General features: G+C 59.5%; 18 protein-coding genes and 5 tRNA genes. 19 read left to right on the top strand and 4 right to left on the bottom strand.

The window, feature by feature from the left end:
- Window positions 1-3: 3 nt before the first annotated feature.
- The 8 genes from DW123_RS08570 (at window position 4) to typA (ending at window position 4482) form a co-directional block, all read left to right on the top strand.
- On the top strand, window positions 4-513 hold the full coding sequence (locus DW123_RS08570; protein ID WP_118273634.1) for a hypothetical protein: 510 nt from the start codon (window positions 4-6) through the stop codon (window positions 511-513).
- 156 nt (window positions 514-669) lie between these two features.
- Window positions 670-746: transfer RNA gene (locus DW123_RS08565), tRNA-Ile, on the top strand.
- 67 nt (window positions 747-813) lie between these two features.
- Window positions 814-889, top strand: a tRNA-Ala gene (locus DW123_RS08560).
- A gap of 4 nt (window positions 890-893) precedes the next feature.
- Window positions 894-970, top strand: a tRNA-Ile gene (locus DW123_RS08555).
- A 185-nt stretch (window positions 971-1155) separates the two neighbouring features.
- Complete coding sequence (locus tag DW123_RS08550; RefSeq protein WP_118098345.1) at window positions 1156-1656, top strand: bifunctional nuclease family protein; 501 nt, start codon at window positions 1156-1158, stop codon at window positions 1654-1656.
- Entirely contained in the window at window positions 1657-2046 is a 390-nt protein-coding gene (locus tag DW123_RS08545; protein ID WP_118273633.1) for a hypothetical protein, read from the top strand. It abuts the gene before it with no gap.
- A 30-nt stretch (window positions 2047-2076) separates the two neighbouring features.
- Window positions 2077-2526 carry a hypothetical protein gene (locus DW123_RS08540; RefSeq protein WP_117734803.1) on the top strand — a complete coding sequence of 150 codons (450 nt, stop codon included), beginning with the start codon at window positions 2077-2079 and terminating at the stop codon, window positions 2524-2526.
- 117 nt (window positions 2527-2643) lie between these two features.
- Complete coding sequence (typA, locus tag DW123_RS08535) at window positions 2644-4482, top strand: translational GTPase TypA (RefSeq protein WP_118273632.1); 1839 nt, start codon at window positions 2644-2646, stop codon at window positions 4480-4482.
- A gap of 128 nt (window positions 4483-4610) precedes the next feature.
- On the opposite strand, the gene DW123_RS08530 is transcribed toward typA, so the two are convergent.
- Both DW123_RS08530 and DW123_RS08525 read right to left on the bottom strand, forming a co-directional pair.
- Complete coding sequence (locus DW123_RS08530) at window positions 4611-5756, bottom strand: polymer-forming cytoskeletal protein (protein ID WP_118273631.1); 1146 nt, start codon at window positions 5754-5756, stop codon at window positions 4611-4613.
- Between the two features lie 106 nt (window positions 5757-5862).
- On the bottom strand, window positions 5863-6552 hold the full coding sequence (locus tag DW123_RS08525; protein ID WP_233540177.1) for a trimeric intracellular cation channel family protein: 690 nt from the start codon (window positions 6550-6552) through the stop codon (window positions 5863-5865).
- Window positions 6553-6855: 303 nt separating this feature from the next.
- Between DW123_RS08525 and DW123_RS08520 the strand changes: the two genes are divergently transcribed.
- Entirely contained in the window at window positions 6856-7863 is a 1008-nt protein-coding gene (locus DW123_RS08520; protein WP_118273629.1) for a hypothetical protein, read from the top strand.
- 160 nt (window positions 7864-8023) lie between these two features.
- On the opposite strand, the gene DW123_RS08515 is transcribed toward DW123_RS08520, so the two are convergent.
- Both DW123_RS08515 and DW123_RS08510 read right to left on the bottom strand, forming a co-directional pair.
- Window positions 8024-8114 (bottom strand) — tRNA-Ser (locus DW123_RS08515).
- A 48-nt stretch (window positions 8115-8162) separates the two neighbouring features.
- Window positions 8163-8253 (bottom strand) — tRNA-Ser (locus DW123_RS08510).
- A gap of 495 nt (window positions 8254-8748) precedes the next feature.
- On the opposite strand from DW123_RS08510, the gene rpsF reads away from it, so the two are divergent.
- The 10 genes from rpsF to DW123_RS08460 all read left to right on the top strand — a co-directional run bounded on the left by rpsF (window position 8749) and on the right by DW123_RS08460 (window position 18534).
- Window positions 8749-9042: a 30S ribosomal protein S6 gene (gene rpsF / locus DW123_RS08505; protein ID WP_006235831.1), complete on the top strand. Its 294-nt coding sequence runs from the start codon at window positions 8749-8751 to the stop codon at window positions 9040-9042.
- Window positions 9043-9090: 48 nt separating this feature from the next.
- A complete protein-coding gene (locus tag DW123_RS08500) occupies window positions 9091-9543 on the top strand; it encodes a single-stranded DNA-binding protein (protein ID WP_117794619.1) in 453 nt (150 codons plus the stop codon).
- Window positions 9544-9615: 72 nt separating this feature from the next.
- On the top strand, window positions 9616-9882 hold the full coding sequence (rpsR, locus tag DW123_RS08495; RefSeq protein WP_006235829.1) for a 30S ribosomal protein S18: 267 nt from the start codon (window positions 9616-9618) through the stop codon (window positions 9880-9882).
- Window positions 9883-9897: 15 nt separating this feature from the next.
- On the top strand, window positions 9898-10437 hold the full coding sequence (gene rplI / locus DW123_RS08490; RefSeq protein ID WP_089572584.1) for a 50S ribosomal protein L9: 540 nt from the start codon (window positions 9898-9900) through the stop codon (window positions 10435-10437).
- A gap of 218 nt (window positions 10438-10655) precedes the next feature.
- The gene (gene dnaB, locus DW123_RS08485) at window positions 10656-12053 is read left to right on the top strand and encodes a replicative DNA helicase (RefSeq protein ID WP_117734797.1); all 1398 of its coding nucleotides are present in this window, start codon (window positions 10656-10658) and stop codon (window positions 12051-12053) included.
- A gap of 93 nt (window positions 12054-12146) precedes the next feature.
- Window positions 12147-13433, top strand: coding sequence for an adenylosuccinate synthase (locus DW123_RS08480; protein WP_118273628.1), 1287 nt, complete (start codon window positions 12147-12149; stop codon window positions 13431-13433).
- Window positions 13434-13551: 118 nt separating this feature from the next.
- Window positions 13552-14856, top strand: a complete 1305-nt coding sequence (purD, locus tag DW123_RS08475) for a phosphoribosylamine--glycine ligase (RefSeq protein WP_118273627.1) — start codon at window positions 13552-13554, stop codon at window positions 14854-14856.
- Between the two features lie 21 nt (window positions 14857-14877).
- Window positions 14878-15573, top strand: a complete 696-nt coding sequence (locus tag DW123_RS08470) for an NUDIX domain-containing protein (RefSeq protein WP_199406603.1) — start codon at window positions 14878-14880, stop codon at window positions 15571-15573.
- A 203-nt stretch (window positions 15574-15776) separates the two neighbouring features.
- The gene (locus DW123_RS08465; RefSeq protein WP_118273626.1) at window positions 15777-17549 is read left to right on the top strand and encodes an ABC transporter ATP-binding protein; all 1773 of its coding nucleotides are present in this window, start codon (window positions 15777-15779) and stop codon (window positions 17547-17549) included.
- A gap of 19 nt (window positions 17550-17568) precedes the next feature.
- On the top strand, window positions 17569-18534 hold the full coding sequence (locus DW123_RS08460; protein ID WP_117743350.1) for a hypothetical protein: 966 nt from the start codon (window positions 17569-17571) through the stop codon (window positions 18532-18534).
- Window positions 18535-18626 lie beyond the last annotated feature (92 nt).

Raw genomic sequence — 18626 nt, 5'->3', positions numbered from 1 at the left:
GCCATGAAGAAGAGCAACTATCTGGTCCTTGCCGTTTCGGCTTTGGTTTCGATCTTCCTGCTGTACCTGTGGTACTCGCTGGGATTCAACAAGATCGACAGTCCGCTCGACTTGGTGATTTCCATCGTTTGGTGGGTGCTGATCGCCGTGTTGGTTGTTTGGATCAACAAGCTCGAGAAGACGCGCCAGCAGCGCATCAGGACGATGTATCTGGCGCCCACGGTTCTGTACAACAGCGAGACGGGCGTTCGTAGGCTGCAGGCGGGTGCGAACACCGTCGAGGCTATGCGGGAGGTTCTGGAGGGCCTGGAGTATGGCTTCGATACCCAGGATCTTCCCAGCCGCGACGAAGTCGATTTTGCCTACGTGGTAAAGACCGACGAGTACAAGCCTGCTCAGGACAAGGACTCCGAGCCCACTTGGAAAGGCTCGGTTGTAAAGATCGATCGCGCGGGCGAGAACACCGAGACCGCGTTTGACGGAATCCAACAGCTTTCTGCCGCCCTGGCGTAGATGGGGTATGGGGGCGAACCTGCGAGAGCGGGTTCGCCCTTTTTGTTGCCATTAGGGTCAATAGGATGCTTGACCTGCGAGAATACGACAGAAAAAAATTCTCAAATAATTGTTGACTCCCATCTTGCAACTAGGCTAATATATCCCTTGCGCGATGGACCTGTAGCTCAGTTGGTTAGAGCGTCCGGCTGATAACCGGGAGGTCACAAGTTCGAATCTTGTCAGGTCCACCACTTTCTTTCGCAATAAACACCCCAGCGAGAGCCGAGTCGCCGCTGGGGTGTTTATTACTGTCTCCGTGGGGGTTTAGCTCAGCTGGGAGAGCGCGGGCTTTGCAAGCCTGAGGTCAGGGGTTCGATCCCCCTAACCTCCACCATGATGGACCTGTAGCTCAGTTGGTTAGAGCGTCCGGCTGATAACCGGGAGGTCACAAGTTCGAATCTTGTCAGGTCCACCATCAAAACTGTTAAAAGCCTCGGGGCAATTGCCTCGAGGCTTTTTTCTTAGCCACAGAAGGTAGTCAAAAAGCTCTATCCCAAATTAACTACTTTGATTTTGTGTGCTACGCGAAAGTTTGGGTAGTATAGCTATTCAATGCGGCGAAGATGCCGTGTGTTAATCGCTACGTACCGGAGGTGTTCCATGGTTCGTGTCGACATAGAGACCATCGTCATGGCCGCCGGTCCCGTGCCATCGCTTATCGTGCTTCGCGAGCGCTGCAGCAAATCGGACTCGCCCGCGCCGCTGCGTTCCCTTTCCATTCAGACTGGTTCGTTTGAAGCTGCTGCCATCAGCCGCGGCATCGATAGCGGCCGCGCCGAGCGCCCGATTACCCATGACCTGCTGCTCGATACTGTTGGCGCCCTGGGCGCCAAACTCGAGCGCATCGAGATCGTCCGCGCCGAGCCGCCGGTGTTTTACGCGACGATCGTCGTGCTGGCCGATGGCGAGGAGCGTAAGATCGACGCCCGCCCTAGTGATGCCATTGCCCTTGCCGTGCGCAGCAATGCTCCCATGTTTGTGGAGGACGACATCATGAATCGCCTGGGCACTGTTTCTACCCACGCCGAGGAAGTTGACGACGAGCAGGAGTTCGAGAAGTTCGACGAGTTCGTCCATACGCTCTCCCCCGATGACTTCTAAATGCGGGGCGTCCAGGTTGCGGAGCGTTCGCTGATGGCCGGCGGCATGTCGGCCGAGGCGTCCGCCATCGCGCGTGAAGCCCAGATGCGCTCGGAAGCATCTGAGGCGGCTCGCATTGCCTATGTGACGCAGGCCCGCACGCTTCGCGAGCGCCGCGGCTCGTTTATCAAGATGGTCGTCATCTCCGCCCTTGTCGCGGCAATCTGCTCGCGCCTTCGTGGTACAGTTGGTGCGCTTGGGTTTTCGATCTCTACGGGCCTGGTGATCTGGGGCGTGGTCGACGCGGTAATGCTGACCAGTCAGATCAAGGTGCTCGACAAGCGCGCGATGGATATGATGCGCGCCCGCGACGCTGCCGCCAAGATCGCCGCCGAGGCACAGGAACTGTAACGACGCCGGACTCGATGGGAAGGTCTAAAGATGGCACAGGATATGCAGGACGCCGGTAACGTCTCCGCCGAGCTCGACGCCATGGTGTGCGATCTGATTGGCGCCTTCTTGGACGACCTGGCCGCGGGCGAAAACCCTGGCGTGGTTGTGGCAATTGAGGACGCCACTTCCAACCGTTATCTTGCCGCGCTCGATGAGGATGGCGAGGAGGCATGCCTGGAGGCGGCCACCAACTTTATCTCCGAGCACAAGATGGGTCTTAAGGACGAGGGTCTGGGCCGTATCGCCCGCTATGCCATCGGCTACACCGGCTGCGTCGAGATTGACGGCGGCTATCACGACGCCCTGCTCGTGAGCTTCTTCGAAACCACGCTCGAGAGCGGTTTTTCGGCATACGTGCTGTATGAGGGCATGGGTGCCGGCGATGGTTTTATGTGGAGCGACCCTGAACCTGCAGGTGAGGAAACCCCTCTTATCTAAAATCGCTAAAATAAACGAGTTTTCGGTAAAAGGCTCAATATTCCCGCTGAGCGTTGTATCGCTGGGCGGGCCGCATACGCGTGCCGTTTGTATATGGATAGAAGATAGGGGAACTACATGCGCGTAGACAATCTGAGGAACATCGCCATCATCGCCCACGTCGACCACGGCAAGACGACGATGGTCGACAAGCTCCTGCGTGCCACGGACGCCTTCCGTGCTAACCAGCAGGTCGAGGACCGCGTCCTGGATTCTAACGACCAGGAGCGCGAGCGCGGCATTACGATTCTCGCCAAGAACATCTCTATCGAGTACAAGGACGTTAAGATCAACGTCATCGACACCCCGGGCCACGCCGACTTCGGCGGCGAGGTCGAGCGCGTGCTGCGTATGGCCGACGGCGCCCTGCTGCTGGTCGACGCTTTTGAGGGTCCCATGCCCCAGACCCGCTTCGTGCTGCGTCACGCTATCGACACCGGCCTTAAGATCATGATCGTCATCAACAAGATCGATCGTCCGGGCGCTAACCCCGAGAAGGCCTACAACGACTGCCTCGACCTTATGGCCGACCTGGGCGCTACCGATGACCAGCTCGAGTTTGCCATGGAGCACGTTATCTACGCCAGCGGCGTCAACGGCTTTGCCCGTCATGACCCTGAGGACGGCAACATGGACATGTACCCGCTGCTCGACATGATCATCGACGACATGCCCGCGCCCGAGGTTGACGAGACCGCTCCGCTGGCCATGCAGTGCGTGACCATCGATCACTCCAACTTCGTCGGCCGTATCGGCATCGGCCGCGTGTACTCCGGCACCATCCACCAGGGCGACCAGATCCTGGTCGTCAAGAACGACGGCTCCAGCGCCACCGCTACCGTCAAGCAGCTCTTTACCTTCGACTACCTGGGACGTACCGAGTGCCAGGTAGTCGGCGCCGGCGACATTGCCGCCGTTGTGGGCATCGACCGCACCGATATCGGCGATGTCTACACCGACCCCGAGAACCCTGTCGAGCTCGAGCCCATCGAGATCGACCCGCCGACCCTGTCCATCGTCTTCGAGGCTTCGACCTCCCCGCTCGTCGGCCGCGATGGCGACATCGTGGGCGCCCGTCAGCTCAAGGAGCGCCTGTTCAACGAGGCCGAGAACAACGTGACCATGAAGATCGAGGAGCTCGAGGACAAGAGCGGCGTCGAGGTCTCGGGCCGCGGCATCCTGCATCTGTCCGTTCTGATGGAGTCCATGCGCCGCGAGGGCTTTGAGTTCCAGGTCGGCCGTCCCCGCGTTCTGTTTAAGAAGGACGAGAACGGCAACAAGATGGAGCCTGTCGAGCAGGCCGTCGTCGAGTGCCCGGACGAGTACTCGGGCAAGGTCGTTGAGGTCTTCGGCACCTCCGGTGGCATCATGACGAGCATGGATACCTCGGGCATCGTGACGCACCTCGAGTTCAAGATCCCGACGCGTGGCATCATGGGCCTTAAGAACCGCATCATGAACGTCACCCACGGCGAGGGCGTGTTCTACCACACCTTCCTGGAGTACGGTCCCTACGCCGGCGAGATCGGCAACCGTCAGAACGGTGCCATGATCTCCATGACCACTGAGAAGGCCGTTGCCTATGCTCTGGGTACGCTGCAGGAGCGCGGCCAGTTGTTTGTTGAGCCGGGTACCGAGTGCTACGAGGGCATGATCGTGGGCGAGCGCAGCAAGGCTGGTGACATGGTCGTCAACATCGCCCGTACCAAGAACCTGGGCAACCAGCGTTCTTCGACTTCCGATATCTCCGTCCAGCTGGTGCCGCCCCGCACCTTCTCGCTGGAGGAGGCGCTGGAGTACATCGCCGACGACGAGCTGGTCGAGATCACTCCCAAGAACATCCGCCTGCGCAAGCGTCTGCTCAACGCCACCGACCGCAAGAAGGCTGCCGTCCGCGCCGGTCAGGTCAACAAATAAGCGCTGGGCTTTATAGCTTTAACGAGAAAGGGCGTCGACCGCAATGGTCGGCGCCCTTTTTGGTACACGGGGATTGAGACGGCCTGCGCCACCACAAAGGTGCCTGTCCCCTTTGTGGTGGTTGGTGGTTAGGCGGTGGGAAGGCCTGGGGTGCTGGTGTTCTGTTGCGGCTTGAGGTGGGCGTTGCGCCAGATGATCTGGATAACGTAGCCGAGCATAAAGACAAAGGCCACGCCGCTGACAAAGTTGCCCATAAGAGGAAGTGCCGTGAGTGCGCCCGCGACGATACCGCCCACGGCGGCCATGGCATAGCGGTTCTGATTGTGTCCGACCATGCGTGCGACCGCGGTGCCCGTAAATGCCGCCGAGACCAGAGCGATGCCGATGATGCCGCACATGAGGGCGCCGGCGAGCGACAGGCCTGCAATCGAGATGATGAGCAACAGGACGGCGGGAACGACGGCGACCGTGCCCAGAAGACCGCTTACCCACAGCGGCGTGGGACGCTGATGCAGCATGCCGGCGGCGCTGGCGGTTGCGCGCGGAAAGACAAGCTCAAGCAGGATGGCGACAAAGCAGGTGGAAAGCGCCGCGGCAACGATGCCGCCGATAATGTCGTTGACCGTAGAGGTGTCCTCGTTTTCGGTTCGGTCGATCTTGAGAGCCCCGACCTGAGCGCCCTCTGCCCGCTCGGGATCCTGTGAGACGTGGGCGTTCACTGTGCCGGTGATACGGGCGTTTTTGCCCAGGATGAGCTTGTCGGCCCAGATCTCAACATCGCCATCGACGGTGCCGTCAATGGTAACGGTGTCGCCGGCGAGCGCCGCCGATTTGGCAGAGCCACGCAGGGCGACCGTCTCGCCCGCCGCGTAAAAACAGTTGGCAGTGCTACCGGTGTTAAGCACGACGTGCTGGCCGGCTACCGTCACGCTGCCATCGATTGCGGTTTTGGCGATATCGATGGTACGCGCCGCCAGGCGAACGGCGCCGCCTACGGTGCAGTCGCGAATCGACAGGCTCTCGCCCGCCGCGATAATATCGCGGCCGATGGAGGCATCGTCTAGGTTGAGGCTTTGGCCGGCCCAGTACAGGTCGCCTTCGACACCCGACGGAGTTGAGTCAACCTCGGTTGCGAGCACGTTTCCCGCGGTGTCGGTGCCGGCGAACGATGCCGTGGGGAGTGCGGTGAGCGCGAACGCAATCAGCGCGAATAGGATAGTGATGCGACTCAGCGCTTTGCGGCGCCGGGTTGACGGTACTTGGTTGTAAGGCATAGTGAATCCTTCGTTAGATACTCGACAGGTATCTAACAGGGTACCCAATGCGCAAGCGCTCTAAAAGAACCTGCCGGTTGCATTTCGAAGGGCTGGGCCGTGCTACCTACTTTTTACGGTGCAAAAAGCGTGCGATGTCGTCTTCGGTGGGGCTTTTGATGTCAAAGCGCAGCGATAGCCAACGCAGCCCCATGGTCACGATGACGCATACGACCAGCGCCGCGACATTGCTCATGAGCCCGCTCATGACGAGGCCTACATAGCTTGTCGATCCGGCGATGGCCGCGATGGCATAAAAGTTAGTGCGTTGGAAAATGCCCGGCACCACGCCCATAAAGCCGTCGCGCAGCATGCCGCCGCCCACTGCGGTGAAGAAGCCCATCATGATGCATACGGCGGGCGCAAATCCGTAGACCAGCGCCTTGTCCGCGCCGGTAGCCGCATAAATGCCGACCGAGATGATGTCGAGCAGGGGAATGAGCTTGTCGGGCTTATCGACGATTGCCGGGAAGATGTAGATGATGGCCGCCGTGGCGATGGAGAGCGGTAACGCCATTGGTTGGTTGAGGATATACACGTTGCCGACCTGGAGCGTCATATCGCGCAAGAGACCGCCGCCCAGACCGCAGACCACTGCGAGCGCGACCGCGCCCACCAGATCGAGCTTGTGCTCGCGCGCGACCAGCACGCCCGAGATCGATGCCGCGACAACGGCGAACATCTCGAGCCAAAACGGGATAGCGACCATGGCATCCGAAGCATGTGAAGTAACGGTCATAGCGGCGACGACGGGCAAGATGGGTCCTTTGAGTTGTAGGTTTGAACAATGCCCGTACATAGTACATGGTTGACGGGTCTGGCGACCCTATTGCTCGGCAAACGGTAGGGACTGGGCGCGGGCGTGGCATTGCTGGAATGCCAGGGGTCCAAAACATGTACGTCAGCCTCCAAAAACGACATTTTTCGACATCTTTGGAGGCTGACGTACATGTTTGGATTGAGCCCACAGCATGAATGAGTTGATTTACTCACATCCGGTATATTCCCCCACTTCAACGGACATAAGAGTTGGATACCGGCTCAGAGCGAGAGGTCCCCAATGGATACCCCTGTTCTCATTTCGCATAAAACCGCATGGCTTGTCCATCATGCACCCCAGAATTTGGTTCAGTCTCTTGCGCGGCACGACTACCAGATAGGTGCACAAGGCATTTCCACCCAGCAACGCGTTGCGCGCATACGACAGGCGCTTACCGACTGCGGCATTCCGTCCGATATGCTCAAGACTATCGATATCTCGGTTGTATTCGAATTCGAGCGAATTCGCACCAAAGGTGTCGTTTGCCACATGCTTGGACAAAATCTTCCTTACGAGCATATTAACGAGTTGACGCCCGGAGTCTTCATCACCGACGAAGCCTTCACCTTCGTGCTCGCTGCCGAGTGGATGAATAGGATCGAATATCTCGAATATGGCTATGAAGTTTGCGGCGATTATCGCATGAGGCTCAATCCCGCCGACCCTTATACCGAGCAACCAGCCACCACCTCCAAGGATGAAATAATCGAACTGCTCGATCGGCATCCCGGCAAACCCGGTGCCACACGTGCACGGCTCGCGCTCAGGCACATCTACGATCGCTCTGCCTCGCCTATGGAGACCGCTTCGGCAATCGCCCTCTCACTCCCAACAAGCGAAGGCGGCGTTGGCATCCGAGGTATCGAACTCAACAAACCGCTCGAGATCCCTCAACGTCTCTGGCATTGCGCCAAAGCTCGAACACTCAAAATCGATGCGCTCGTTACCTACAAGCGCAGGGAGCTCGGTATCGAATATAAGGGCGGCTTTCACGATGAGTTCGAGCGCAAAGGAGCAGATGCGGAGCGAGAGGCCGTTCTCTCCCAAATGGGATATCGAATCGTTACGCTCACTTCGGCTCAGTTCGGCAGCCAGCTCGCCTTTCACCGCGCCATGAACAACATTCGCGAAGCACTCGGCATGCCTCGCTGTACCGACACCGGGCACCAGCGAGAACAAAACGAACTACGCAAGACGCTTATCCGCAACTGGAAAGGCATGCGAGACGAAGAGGCGCCTTCCGAATAGTGCCACTCCCGTGAGCTCAATCCAAACGTGTACGTCAGCCTTCAAAGATGCCGAAAAATGTCGGTTTTGGAGGGTGACGTACATGTTTGGGGAAGCGTGGGATCGAGACGTATTTCGATAACAAAAAAGCTCCCATTGTTGGGAGCTTTCTCAACCAAAATGGCGGAGGAGGAGGGATTCGAACCCTCGTGACCTTATACAGGCCAAACGGTTTTCGAGACCGCCGCATTCAACCACTCTGCCACCCCTCCGCGTGGGGTAAAAACAAAGCAGGCTCGAAGGCCTGCTTTGGAATTAACTGGCGGAGAGTCAGGGATTTGAACCCTGGAGACGCTTTTGACGCCTACACGATTTCCAATCGTGCTCCTTCGGCCACTCGGACAACTCTCCGTTAAATGCGAAAGTTAGTATACACGAGGAATCGTAAGGTGCAAGCCGAAAACTTAGCATTTTTTGATTCACAGTGTCTTGCGCTATGCCTAAAACGTGCGGCATATGCAGCCTGACCAGCTAAATCATGCTAAGCGAATTGTTCAAAAAAGGACTTTATAGACCACGAGCAAACGAATTTAAATTCTTTTTGGCGATCAATTGGACCACTGGTATGCATTTCGCGACCACAGCGTTGTGCCCGTTGACCTGCGGCTTGGTGCGACTTGTCCCCACGGCGCCGTATCTTGTCCACAGTTCCGTCAAGCATTTGGTCAGCATTTGGTTGGAATGTGCATGAAACGTCGTGCGAGTATGGGCATATGTGGAGGTCATGAGGTTGTAGCTGCATATTCTTGCAGCCTAGGAGGTTGAAAGATATTATTACCAAGTCTTTTCCTGCTTCAGGCGCACCTTCACGACCTGAAGCCACATTTGCCCAGAGGAGGTGACAATATGAAGGCTTATGAACTGCTGTTCTTTGTTGACCCGTCGCTCGACCCCGAGACTCGTCTCGCTGTTATGAAGCGTATCGATACCACGATCGCTGAGGGCGCTGGCAAGGTCGACTCCGTTGACGAGTGGGGCAAGCGCAAGCTCGCCTACGAGATCAACGACCTCACCGATGGTGACTACACCCTCATCAACTTCCACGCAGATCCTACCCAGATCGCCGAGCTTGATCGCGTCCTGCGCATCACCGACGCTGTGGTCCGCCACATGATCGTCCGTCGTGACGACCAGGAGTAAGACTGTCGTTTTGGACTGGGCTTGTGCCCCAAGAGGAAGTAGTGAGTTATGAGCATCAATCGAGTGAACATCACCGGTAACCTCACCCGCGATCCCGAACTGCGCGCCACCGCCGGCGGAACCCAGGTTCTGTCCTTTGGCGTCGCTGTGAACGATCGTCGCCGCAACGCGCAGACTGGCGAGTGGGAGGACTATCCCAACTTTGTCGACTGCACTATGTTCGGCACCCGCGCCGAGGCCGTGAGCCGTTTCCTGGCAAAGGGAAACAAGGTCGCGATCGAGGGCAAGCTGCGCTACAGCTCTTGGGAGCGCGACGGCCAGCGCCGGAGCAAGCTTGAGGTCATCGTCGATGAGATCGAGTTTATGAGCTCCCGTGGTGGCCAGGGTGGTTACGATCAGGGCGGTTACGCCCCCGCAGCTCCCGCGCCCATAGCACGTCCTGCCGCACCGGTGGCTACGCCGCCCGCGGTCGACGTCTACGATGAGGACATCCCGTTCTAAGGGTTGTTCACCTATTTTTGAGTGAGAGGCGGCTTCGGTTCGCCGAAGTTGCCAAACGAAAGGTATTTTGACATGGCTAATGATTTTTCTGCACGTCAGCCGCGTCGTAAGTACTGCCAGTTCTGCAAGGAGAACACTGAGTTCATCGACTATAAGGACACTCAGCTTCTCCGTAAGTACATGACCGACCGTGGCAAGATCAAGCCCCGTCGCGTCACTGGCGCTTGCACGCAGCATCAGCATGACATCGCCAACGCCATCAAGCGCGCCCGCGAGATGGCTCTCCTGCCGTACACCGTCCCCGTGGTTTCCTCTCGTGGCAACCGCGACCGCGGCTAAGAAGGGAGACGCATCATGAAGGTTATTCTTCTCGATGAGATCAAGGGCAAGGGCGGCGAGGGTGACGTCGTAGAGGTCGCTCAGGGTTACGCTGAGAACTTCCTGTTCCCCAAGAAGCTCGCTGTTGCCGCCACCAAGGGCAACCTCAAGCAGCTCGACGAGCGTCGCAACAACATCGCCAAGCGCGAGGCCGTCCGTCTGGCTACCGCCAACGAGACCAAGGCTGCCCTCGAGGGCAAGCAGGTCACCGTTGACGTCAAGGTCGGCGACGAGGGCATCCTCTTTGGCTCCGTTACCGCCGCTATGATCGCTGACGCCATCAAGGCTCAGCTCGGTATGGACATCGACCGCAAGCGCGTCGAGCTCGGTAAGCCCATCAAGGTTGCCGGTGCCCACACCGTTGCCATCTCGCTGTACCGCGAGATCAAGGCCGAGGTTGTCGTTCTCGTCGGCGTTACCGCCGAGGAGCTCGCTGCCGAGGCTGAGGTCGAGGAGGCCGCTGAGGTCGCCGAGGCCGAGACCGCCGAGGTCGAGACTGAGGCTGCTGCCGAGTAGCATTTGCTGCAACGCAACAATCTTGTTCTAAGAAGGGCGCTCTGGGAAACCGGGGCGCCCTTTTGTTTTTTGCGCTGAGTGAGTGTCATGGTGAACGTTGCGTCGAAGTCCTATATACGGGACCGTTCATCCGTTTCGTTCGGTGATGATTGGCGGCGCGTGGCGCGTTTTGGGACCGTGGCTGATACTATGGATGCTCGCAAGCGATATGAATGAGGATGCTCATGGCATATGACGAAAGGGAGACCGGGCTGACGGTTGAGGACCGCGGCTCAAAGTTGGGTCTTCCCCAAAACCAAGATGCAGAGGCCAATGTACTGGCCGCCATGCTGCTATCGCCCGAGGTGGTCGAGGAGGCCCAGGTCGAGCTGCAGCCCGATGACTTCTACCGGCCCATTCATAAGACCATCTATACCGCGATGGTCGATATGTACAACAGCCGCATTCCCATCGACTCCATCTCGCTGATCGATTACCTGCGAAGCATCAACAAGCTCGATGCCGTGGGCGGCGAGGCGTACATTTTGGAGCTGATGGGTCAGACTCTGTCGCTCGTGAACTGGCAGCACCATGCCGCCATCGTCCGTCGCGACTCGATGCTGCGCGAGCTGATCGGTGCCACCAACGAGATCAACGCGCTGGCCTATAACGCTCCTACCGACACCAAGGAGGTCGTGGAGCTGGCCGAGAGCAAGCTGCTCAAGGTCACGGCGCGCGAGGTCAAGTCGAGCTACAAGACGTTGACCGAGTTTATGGTCGAGGCCTATAACGAGGCTGAGGAAGTGTGCCAGGCCGGTGGCCAGGCTGCGGGCGTGCCCACGGGCTTCCCGTCGCTCGACCGCATGCTCATGGGTTTCCGCGAGGGTCAGCTCATCATTATCGGTGCCCGTCCTGCTGTAGGTAAGACGTCGTTCGCCCTGAATCTGGCGCTCAACGCTGCCGCTGCCGGTTATACCGTCGGCTTCTTCTCGCTGGAGATGTCGGGTAAGGAAATTGCCCAGCGTCTGATTTGCGCCTACGCCATGATCTCGATCAGTGACTTCCGCATGGGCCGCATTAGCCCCGAGCAGTGGGCCAATATCAACGAGGCCACGCAGACCTTGTCTAAGCTCGATATTCTGATTGACGATACGCCCGGCACCACAGTGACCGAGATTCGCGCCAAGAGCCGCCGCATGCTCCACAACAAGGAGAAGGCCATCATCATCCTGGACTACCTGCAGCTGGTGAGTCCTCCGCCGGGACGCCGCTCCGAGAGCCGTACCGTCGAGGTCTCCGAGATGTCGCGTGGTCTGAAGATCATGGCCAAGGAGCTCAAGATCCCGCTCATCGCGCTGTCGCAGCTCTCGCGTCAGGTCGAATCCCGTACCGGCAAGCGCCCGCAGCTTTCCGACCTTCGTGAATCGGGCTCCATCGAGCAAGACGCCGATATCGTTATGTTCTTGGACCGCTCCGCCGACGAGGCCGAAGCCTCACGCGACGATCGACCCGACGAGGGCGTTACGCGTATCGTCGTGGCCAAGAACCGTTCGGGCCCGATCGGCGACGTCGACCTGATGTTCCTGCCGGCATCCACCAAGTTCTATGAGCTTGATGGGGCACATGCCGAGGAGTAGGACAGGCGCCCGTTGCACGGGTATACTGGGAATGTTTTGTGCTTCTGCGTGCCGGCGTGGCGCGTAGACAGTCCATGAATGTAAGGAGTAAACATGCCGTCAACCGTTTTGGTCGGTGCCCAGTGGGGCGATGAGGGCAAGGGTAAGATTTGCGACCTGGTCGCCGGCGACTTCGATGCCGTCGTGCGCTACTCGGGCGGCAACAACGCCGGCCACACCATCGTCGTCAACGGCAAGAAGTACGGCCTGCACCAGGTGCCCTCCGGCATCATGTATTCCGACCACGTGTCGGTGATCGGTAACGGCTGCGTCGTTAACCCCAAGGTTGTCCTTGAGGAGATCGACATGTTCGAGGCCGACGGCATCACCACCAAGAACCTCAAGATTAGCGGTAACGCGCATGTCATCATGCCGTACCACATCGATCTGGATGGCGCCTTTGAGCAGAAGCTCGGCAAGAAGAACATCGGTACCACCAAGCGCGGCATCGGTCCGTGCTACCAGGACAAGATGGCCCGCATTGGCCTGCGTATGCAGGACATGCTGGACGAGGCGCTGTTCCGCGACAAGCTGGAGACCGCTCTCGCCCGTGTGAACCCCGAGCTCGAGCTCATCTACAACCTGCCCACCTACACCGTGGACCAGATTTGCGACGAGTACCTGCCGATGGCCGAGCGCCTGCGCCCCTACATCACCGAGACGAGCCTGCTGCTCAACAACATGATCGATGAGGGCAAGGACCTGCTGTTTGAGGGCGCCCAGGCGACGCTGCTCGACATCGACCACGGCACCTATCCGTACGTGACGTCTTCCAACTGCACCGCCGGCGGTGCCATCACCGGCTCCGGCGTGGGCATGAAGAACGTCGACCGCGTGCTGGGTGTCATGAAGGCCTATATCACCCGCGTCGGTTCGGGCCCCATGCCCACCGAGCTTTCCTATGAGTCCGAGGCCGGTCACACGCTGACCGAGGAGGGCTATGAATACGGCGTGACCACCGGTCGCCGTCGTCGCTGCGGCTGGTTCGACGGCCCCATCGCCAACTACGCCTCGCGCGTCAACGGCCTCACCGATATTGCCCTGACCAAGCTCGACGTGCTTTCGGCCTTCGACACCATCAAGGTGTGCGTGGCCTACGACGTCGATGGCGAGCGCTATACGAGCGTGCCCGAGCACCAGGTGCGTTTTGAGAATGCCAAGCCCATCTACGAGGAGCTCCCTGGCTGGAAGTGCGACATCACCGGCTGCCGCAGCTTTGACGAGCTGCCGCAGGAGGCCCAGGACTACGTGGCGTTTATCGAGGATCTGGCACACACCCGCGTGACGTTTATTGGCGTTGGCGCTGGTCGCGAGCAGATCATCAACCGATTCTGGAAGTAATCGGGACCATTTGGTTATTGCGATATACCCCTTTGCAGCCCAAGTGGGCGGCCGAGGGGTATATTTGCTTGCAAAGGGCTCGCGCGGAGCGGGCCATTCATCCATAGAGGAGGCACCCTTGAAGGCGGACACTCAAACCATCGACATCCTGTTGTTGGGCAGCGGCGGCCGCGAGCATGCTTTGGCAGCAAAGCTCGCAGCATCACCGCGCGCCGGCAAGCTCTACATTGCGCCGGGTAACGGCGGCACCGCGAGCTGCGGCGAGAACGTTGTTCTCGACGACTGCGATCCTGCGGCCGTGGCGGCGTTTGCTCAGAGCCACGGATGCGGACTCGTGGTAATTGGCCCCGAGGCTCCGCTCGTGGCGGCCGTGGCCGACGCCGTGCGCGCGGCGGGTATTCCGTGCTTTGGCCCGGGTGCCGAGGGCGCCCAGATGGAGGGCTCCAAGCTGTTCTCCAAGCAGCTCATGGAGCGCGCCGGTATCCCGACGGCAGCCTACGGCTCGTTTACCGACGAGGCTTCGGCTCTCGCCTACGTGCGCGAGCAGGGCGCCCCGCTGGTCGTCAAGGCCGACGGCCTTGCCGCGGGCAAGGGCGTTATCGTGGCGACCGAACTTGAGCAGGCCGAGGAGGCCGTGCGAGAGTGCTTTGGCGGCACCTTTGGCGATGCCGGCAACACCGTGGTCATCGAGGAGATGCTGACCGGTCCCGAGTGCTCGCTGCTTGCCTTTACCGACGGCAAGACCGTGCGCCCCATGGCCACCTCGCAGGACCACAAGCGCGCGCTCGAGGGCGACAAGGGCCCCAACACCGGCGGCATGGGCGTCTACAGCCCGGTGCCCATCGTGACCGACGAGGAGCACGCCACCATGGTGGCGGTCATGGAACAGACCGTTGCCGAACTTGCTGCCGAGGGCATTGACTACCGCGGCTGCCTGTACGGCGGCTTTATGCTCACGCCCGCCGGCCCCAAGGTGCTGGAGTTCAATGCTCGCTTTGGCGACCCCGAGACGCAGGTCGTGCTGCCGCGCCTTAAGAACGACCTGGTCGAGGTCATGCTGGCCTGCGCCAACTGCGAGCTCGATCAGATTGAGCTCGACTGGCGCGACGAGTGGGCCGTGGCCGTTGTCCTGACGAGCGCGGGCTACCCCGGCAGCTACGAGAAGGGCAAGGTCATTACCGGTATCGAGGATGCCGAGGCCATGGAGAACGTGACGGTGTACCACGCCGGCACCGCCGTGGCGGACGGCCGGCTCGTGACCAACGGCGGCCGCGTGCTCGCCGTGACCGCGCTGGGCGACACGTTTGAGAACGCCCGCAACCTTGCCTACGAGGCCTGCGAGAAGATCGATTTTGAGGGTAAGACCCTGCGTCATGACATTGGCCTGCGCGCGCTGCGCGGCCGCGACGCCTGGGATGCCTAAAGTCCGAGAGGAATGAGACGGATGGACGATAAGAACGAAGAGCTCGTGGACGCGCAGATCGTCGAGGAGGACAGCCGCGTGTATGGGCACGCCGAGGGCGAGCCTGGCGGCGAGGTTGCTGACGAGCCGGTGCTGGTGCTGGGCGATGACGACCCGCACGATGCCGAGCTACACGAGAAGATTCTCTCGGAGGAGTGCGCCTGGAAGGGCAAGATCCTCGACGTCCACCGTCTTGAGGTTGAGCTGCCCAACGGCCACCGCAGCGCCCGCGACATCATTCGCCATCCGGGTGCGGCGGCCGTTGTGGCGCTGACCGAGAGCGGCAAGATTGTGCTGGTGCGTCAGTACCGCACCGCCATCGACCGCGTGACGGTCGAGATTCCCGCCGGCAAGCTCGACCCGGGCGAGGATCCGCTCGATTGCGCCAAGCGCGAACTGCACGAGGAGACGGGCTTTCGGGCCGGTCGCATTCGCTTTTTGACGTCAATTGTCACGACCTGCGGCTTCTGCGACGAGATCATTCACATCTACCTGGCCACCAAGCTCGAGTTCGACGCGCCTAATCCCGACGATGACGAGTTTGTCAACGTGGACCTGGTGCCGCTGCACGAGCTGATCGACGCCGTACTCGACGGTAAGATCGAAGACGCCAAGACCGTCGTGGGCGCCTTGGCCTGCGATAGCATCGCGCATCGCCTTGGTGGAGCCGAACTGTAGCGAGCGGTTACTTTGTTGAGGCGGGGTTATGACCTCGCTGGTTTGTGTAAGTCAGCGAAAGTGCTCCATTTGAGACGAGGTGGCCTAAAAGAGGAGGGAAGCGTATGGATATACGCGACCGACGATTGAAGGCCAGATTGTCCAAATGGGGCACTTGCAGCGTCGAGACGAAACGCGGTTTGGTAAAACCGCGTAAGGTGATTATGCTGAAGCATTTTTTGTCGTATTACAGGCCCCAGATGGGGCTTCTTGTTGCCGATACGGTTTGCGCCCTGGTGCTTGCCGCCATTGACCTAGCGTTTCCTATTATTCTGCGCAATCTGACCGGTGGGCTGTTTACCCAGGGTCAGGCTGCCATTATGCAGGCGCTCGGTATGATCGCGGTGGGCTTGGTGCTGATGTATGCCGTCCGCTGTGCCTGCCGCTACTTTGTGAGCTATTGGGGTCACGTGATGGGCGCGCGCATGGAGTCCAAGATGCGCGAGGACCTGTTTGACCAGTATGAGCGCTTTAGCTTTGCGTACTTCGACCGCAACAGCTCGGGCGACATGATGAGCCGCGTGGTCAACGACCTGTTCGATATCTGCGAGGCGGCGCATCACGTGCCCGAGTGGATCATCATCTGCGGCATCGAGATCATTGGCTCGTTTGTGATCCTCTTTACCATCGCCCCGGTGTTGGCGCTTGCCATGGCCGTGGTGACGGCGGTGTTTGCGGTCATCATGTTTTGGCAGAACATGCGTATGCGCGAGGTCTTTAGCGACAACCGCAAAAAGATCAGCGGCATCAATGCGCAGCTGCAGGATTCGCTGGCGGGCATGCGCGTAGTCAAGAGCTTTGCCAACGAGGAGACCGAGCGCGCCAAGTTCCGTGCCTCTAACGATTGCTACCTTTCGTCCAAAGAGAACATGTACCACGCCATGGGCGTCTATACCGCGACGTATGGCCTGCTCTCGGGCGTGCTCTACGTGATCGTGGTGCTGCTCGGCGGTTGGCTGGTGGCTCAGGGCGAGCTGCAAGCAGTCGATATGGCGACGTTTGCGCTCTACATTTCGTTGTTCTGCACGCCGCTCGAGACGCTTGTCAATTCCGCCGAGATGTATCAGAAGGCTATCGCCGGCTTTAAGCGTATGGACGAGGTGCTCTCGACCGCGCCGGATATCCAGGACAAGCCGGGCGCTACGGATCTGCAGGTGACCGCCGGCGCCGTGGAGTATCACGACGTGTGCTTTAACTACGAGGATGTTGAGCTGGGCGAGGGCGATGCCGACGAGCGTCCCGTTATCGACCATATGGACCTGTCCATCAGGCCTGGTCAGACCATCGCTTTGGTTGGCCCTTCGGGCGGTGGCAAGTCCACGACCTGTTCGCTGCTTCCGCGCTTTTATGACGTGGCCGCCGGATCCATTAGCATCGACGGCCAGGACGTGCGCGATGTGACACAACAGAGCCTGCGTCGTGCCATCGGCCTGGTGCAACAGGATGTCTACCTGTTTGACGGAACAATCGGCGAGAACATCGCTTACGGCAAGCCGGGCGCTACAACAGAAGAGATTGCCAAAGCCGCTCGCCGCGCCAACATCGATGCCTTTATCGAGTCGCTGCCGCAGGGCTATGACACGGTCGTGGGCGAGCGCGGCAGCCGTCTTTCGGGCGGACAGAAGCAGCGCGTCGCCATCGCGCGCGTGTTTCTCAAGAACCCCAAGATCCTGATCTTGGACGAGGCGACGAGTGCTTTGGATAACGAGAGCGAGGAGGCGGTGCAGGAGTCACTCGAAGAGCTGGCGCGCGGCCGCACCACGATTATCATCGCCCACCGCCTCTCGACCATTAAGCATGCTGACGAGATTGCGACCGTTGAGCATGGTCGCGTTGTGGAACGTGGCACGCACGAGGAGCTTCTCGCCCGTGGCGGCACCTATGCCCGTTACTATCGAATGCAGTTCGAAGGTGCGCGTGCGCACGAGCTCGACTGATTGGTATGACAGGAAGTTTATGGCTGACAAGAACCCTTTGACTCCGGAAGAGGTGACGGAGTTATTCTCCGAAATCGATGCATCCGGCGTCTTGGATCCTACGCTTGCCAAAAAGCGTACCGAGCGCATGCGCGAGAAGGAGGCTGCGGCCAAGCGCGGTGACAAAGCGGCGCTAGCGCAGCTGCGCAGCGAGGACCGCGCGAGCCAGGCAAAACATATCGACCCGCTGTCCGAGGACGATCCTTCGGGCTCGCAGGTGAGCCATACCATTACGAAGACCGCGATGGCCGTGGTCATCGGTATTTTGGTGCTGATCGTGGGCATGCAGATCGGCTACGGCGTGATGCGCCGTCTGAATACCGCCAATCTGTCCGAGAGCGTTTCGGTCGATACCGTTTCGACGGCGCTGAAGGGCGGCCTTGAGTGGGGCAACGGCTTTACGCAGTTTCCGCTCGACTTTTCCGTCGACGAGGCCGATGAGCGTACGGGCACGGTCGAGGTAACGGTGTTGGACACATCGTCTGCCAACGAGCTCGAACTGCTGTCCAACGGGCAGATTCAGGCCGCGGCACTTGCGACCAACGCGCTGCTCAACGATAAGATTGACCGCGTGGTGTATAACGTGCACGCCTATATCGACGAAGATAGCAACATTCAGCACGATTCCTTCTTTGGCATGTTTCCCGCCCAGGGCCACCAGAGCGCCATTCTGACGTTCGTGTGGACCAAGAGTTCATCCAACGCCACGAGTATCGACTGGAAGATGCGCATCGTGAGTATGGATGACACCATCGCCGAGCGCATTCAGAAGCAGGTGAACTCGGTGTCGTCGTTGATTGAGGACCCGGTGGTGAGCCAGACCAAGATTGACGAGGAAAAGGCCGAACGTGACCTGGAACATCGTCTGCATGGTCGCGAGATTTTCCGCGGCGGCAAGCCCGATCGCTCACCGTCCGATCTGCTGGAACAGGACAAGAAAAAGTAGGAGGCCATCATCCCGCGTGAGCCACAAGCCCACGCGGGATGATTTTTCTGGGTAGTCTTTTTGGGACGGGGCTATTTTAGCTACCCCGGCCG

Source organism: Collinsella sp. AM10-26, assembly GCF_003472525.1.
Lineage (GTDB): Bacteria > Actinomycetota > Coriobacteriia > Coriobacteriales > Coriobacteriaceae > Collinsella.
The sequence above is the reverse complement of the archived record's forward strand: the minus strand, read 5'-3'. Positions and strand labels throughout refer to the sequence as shown.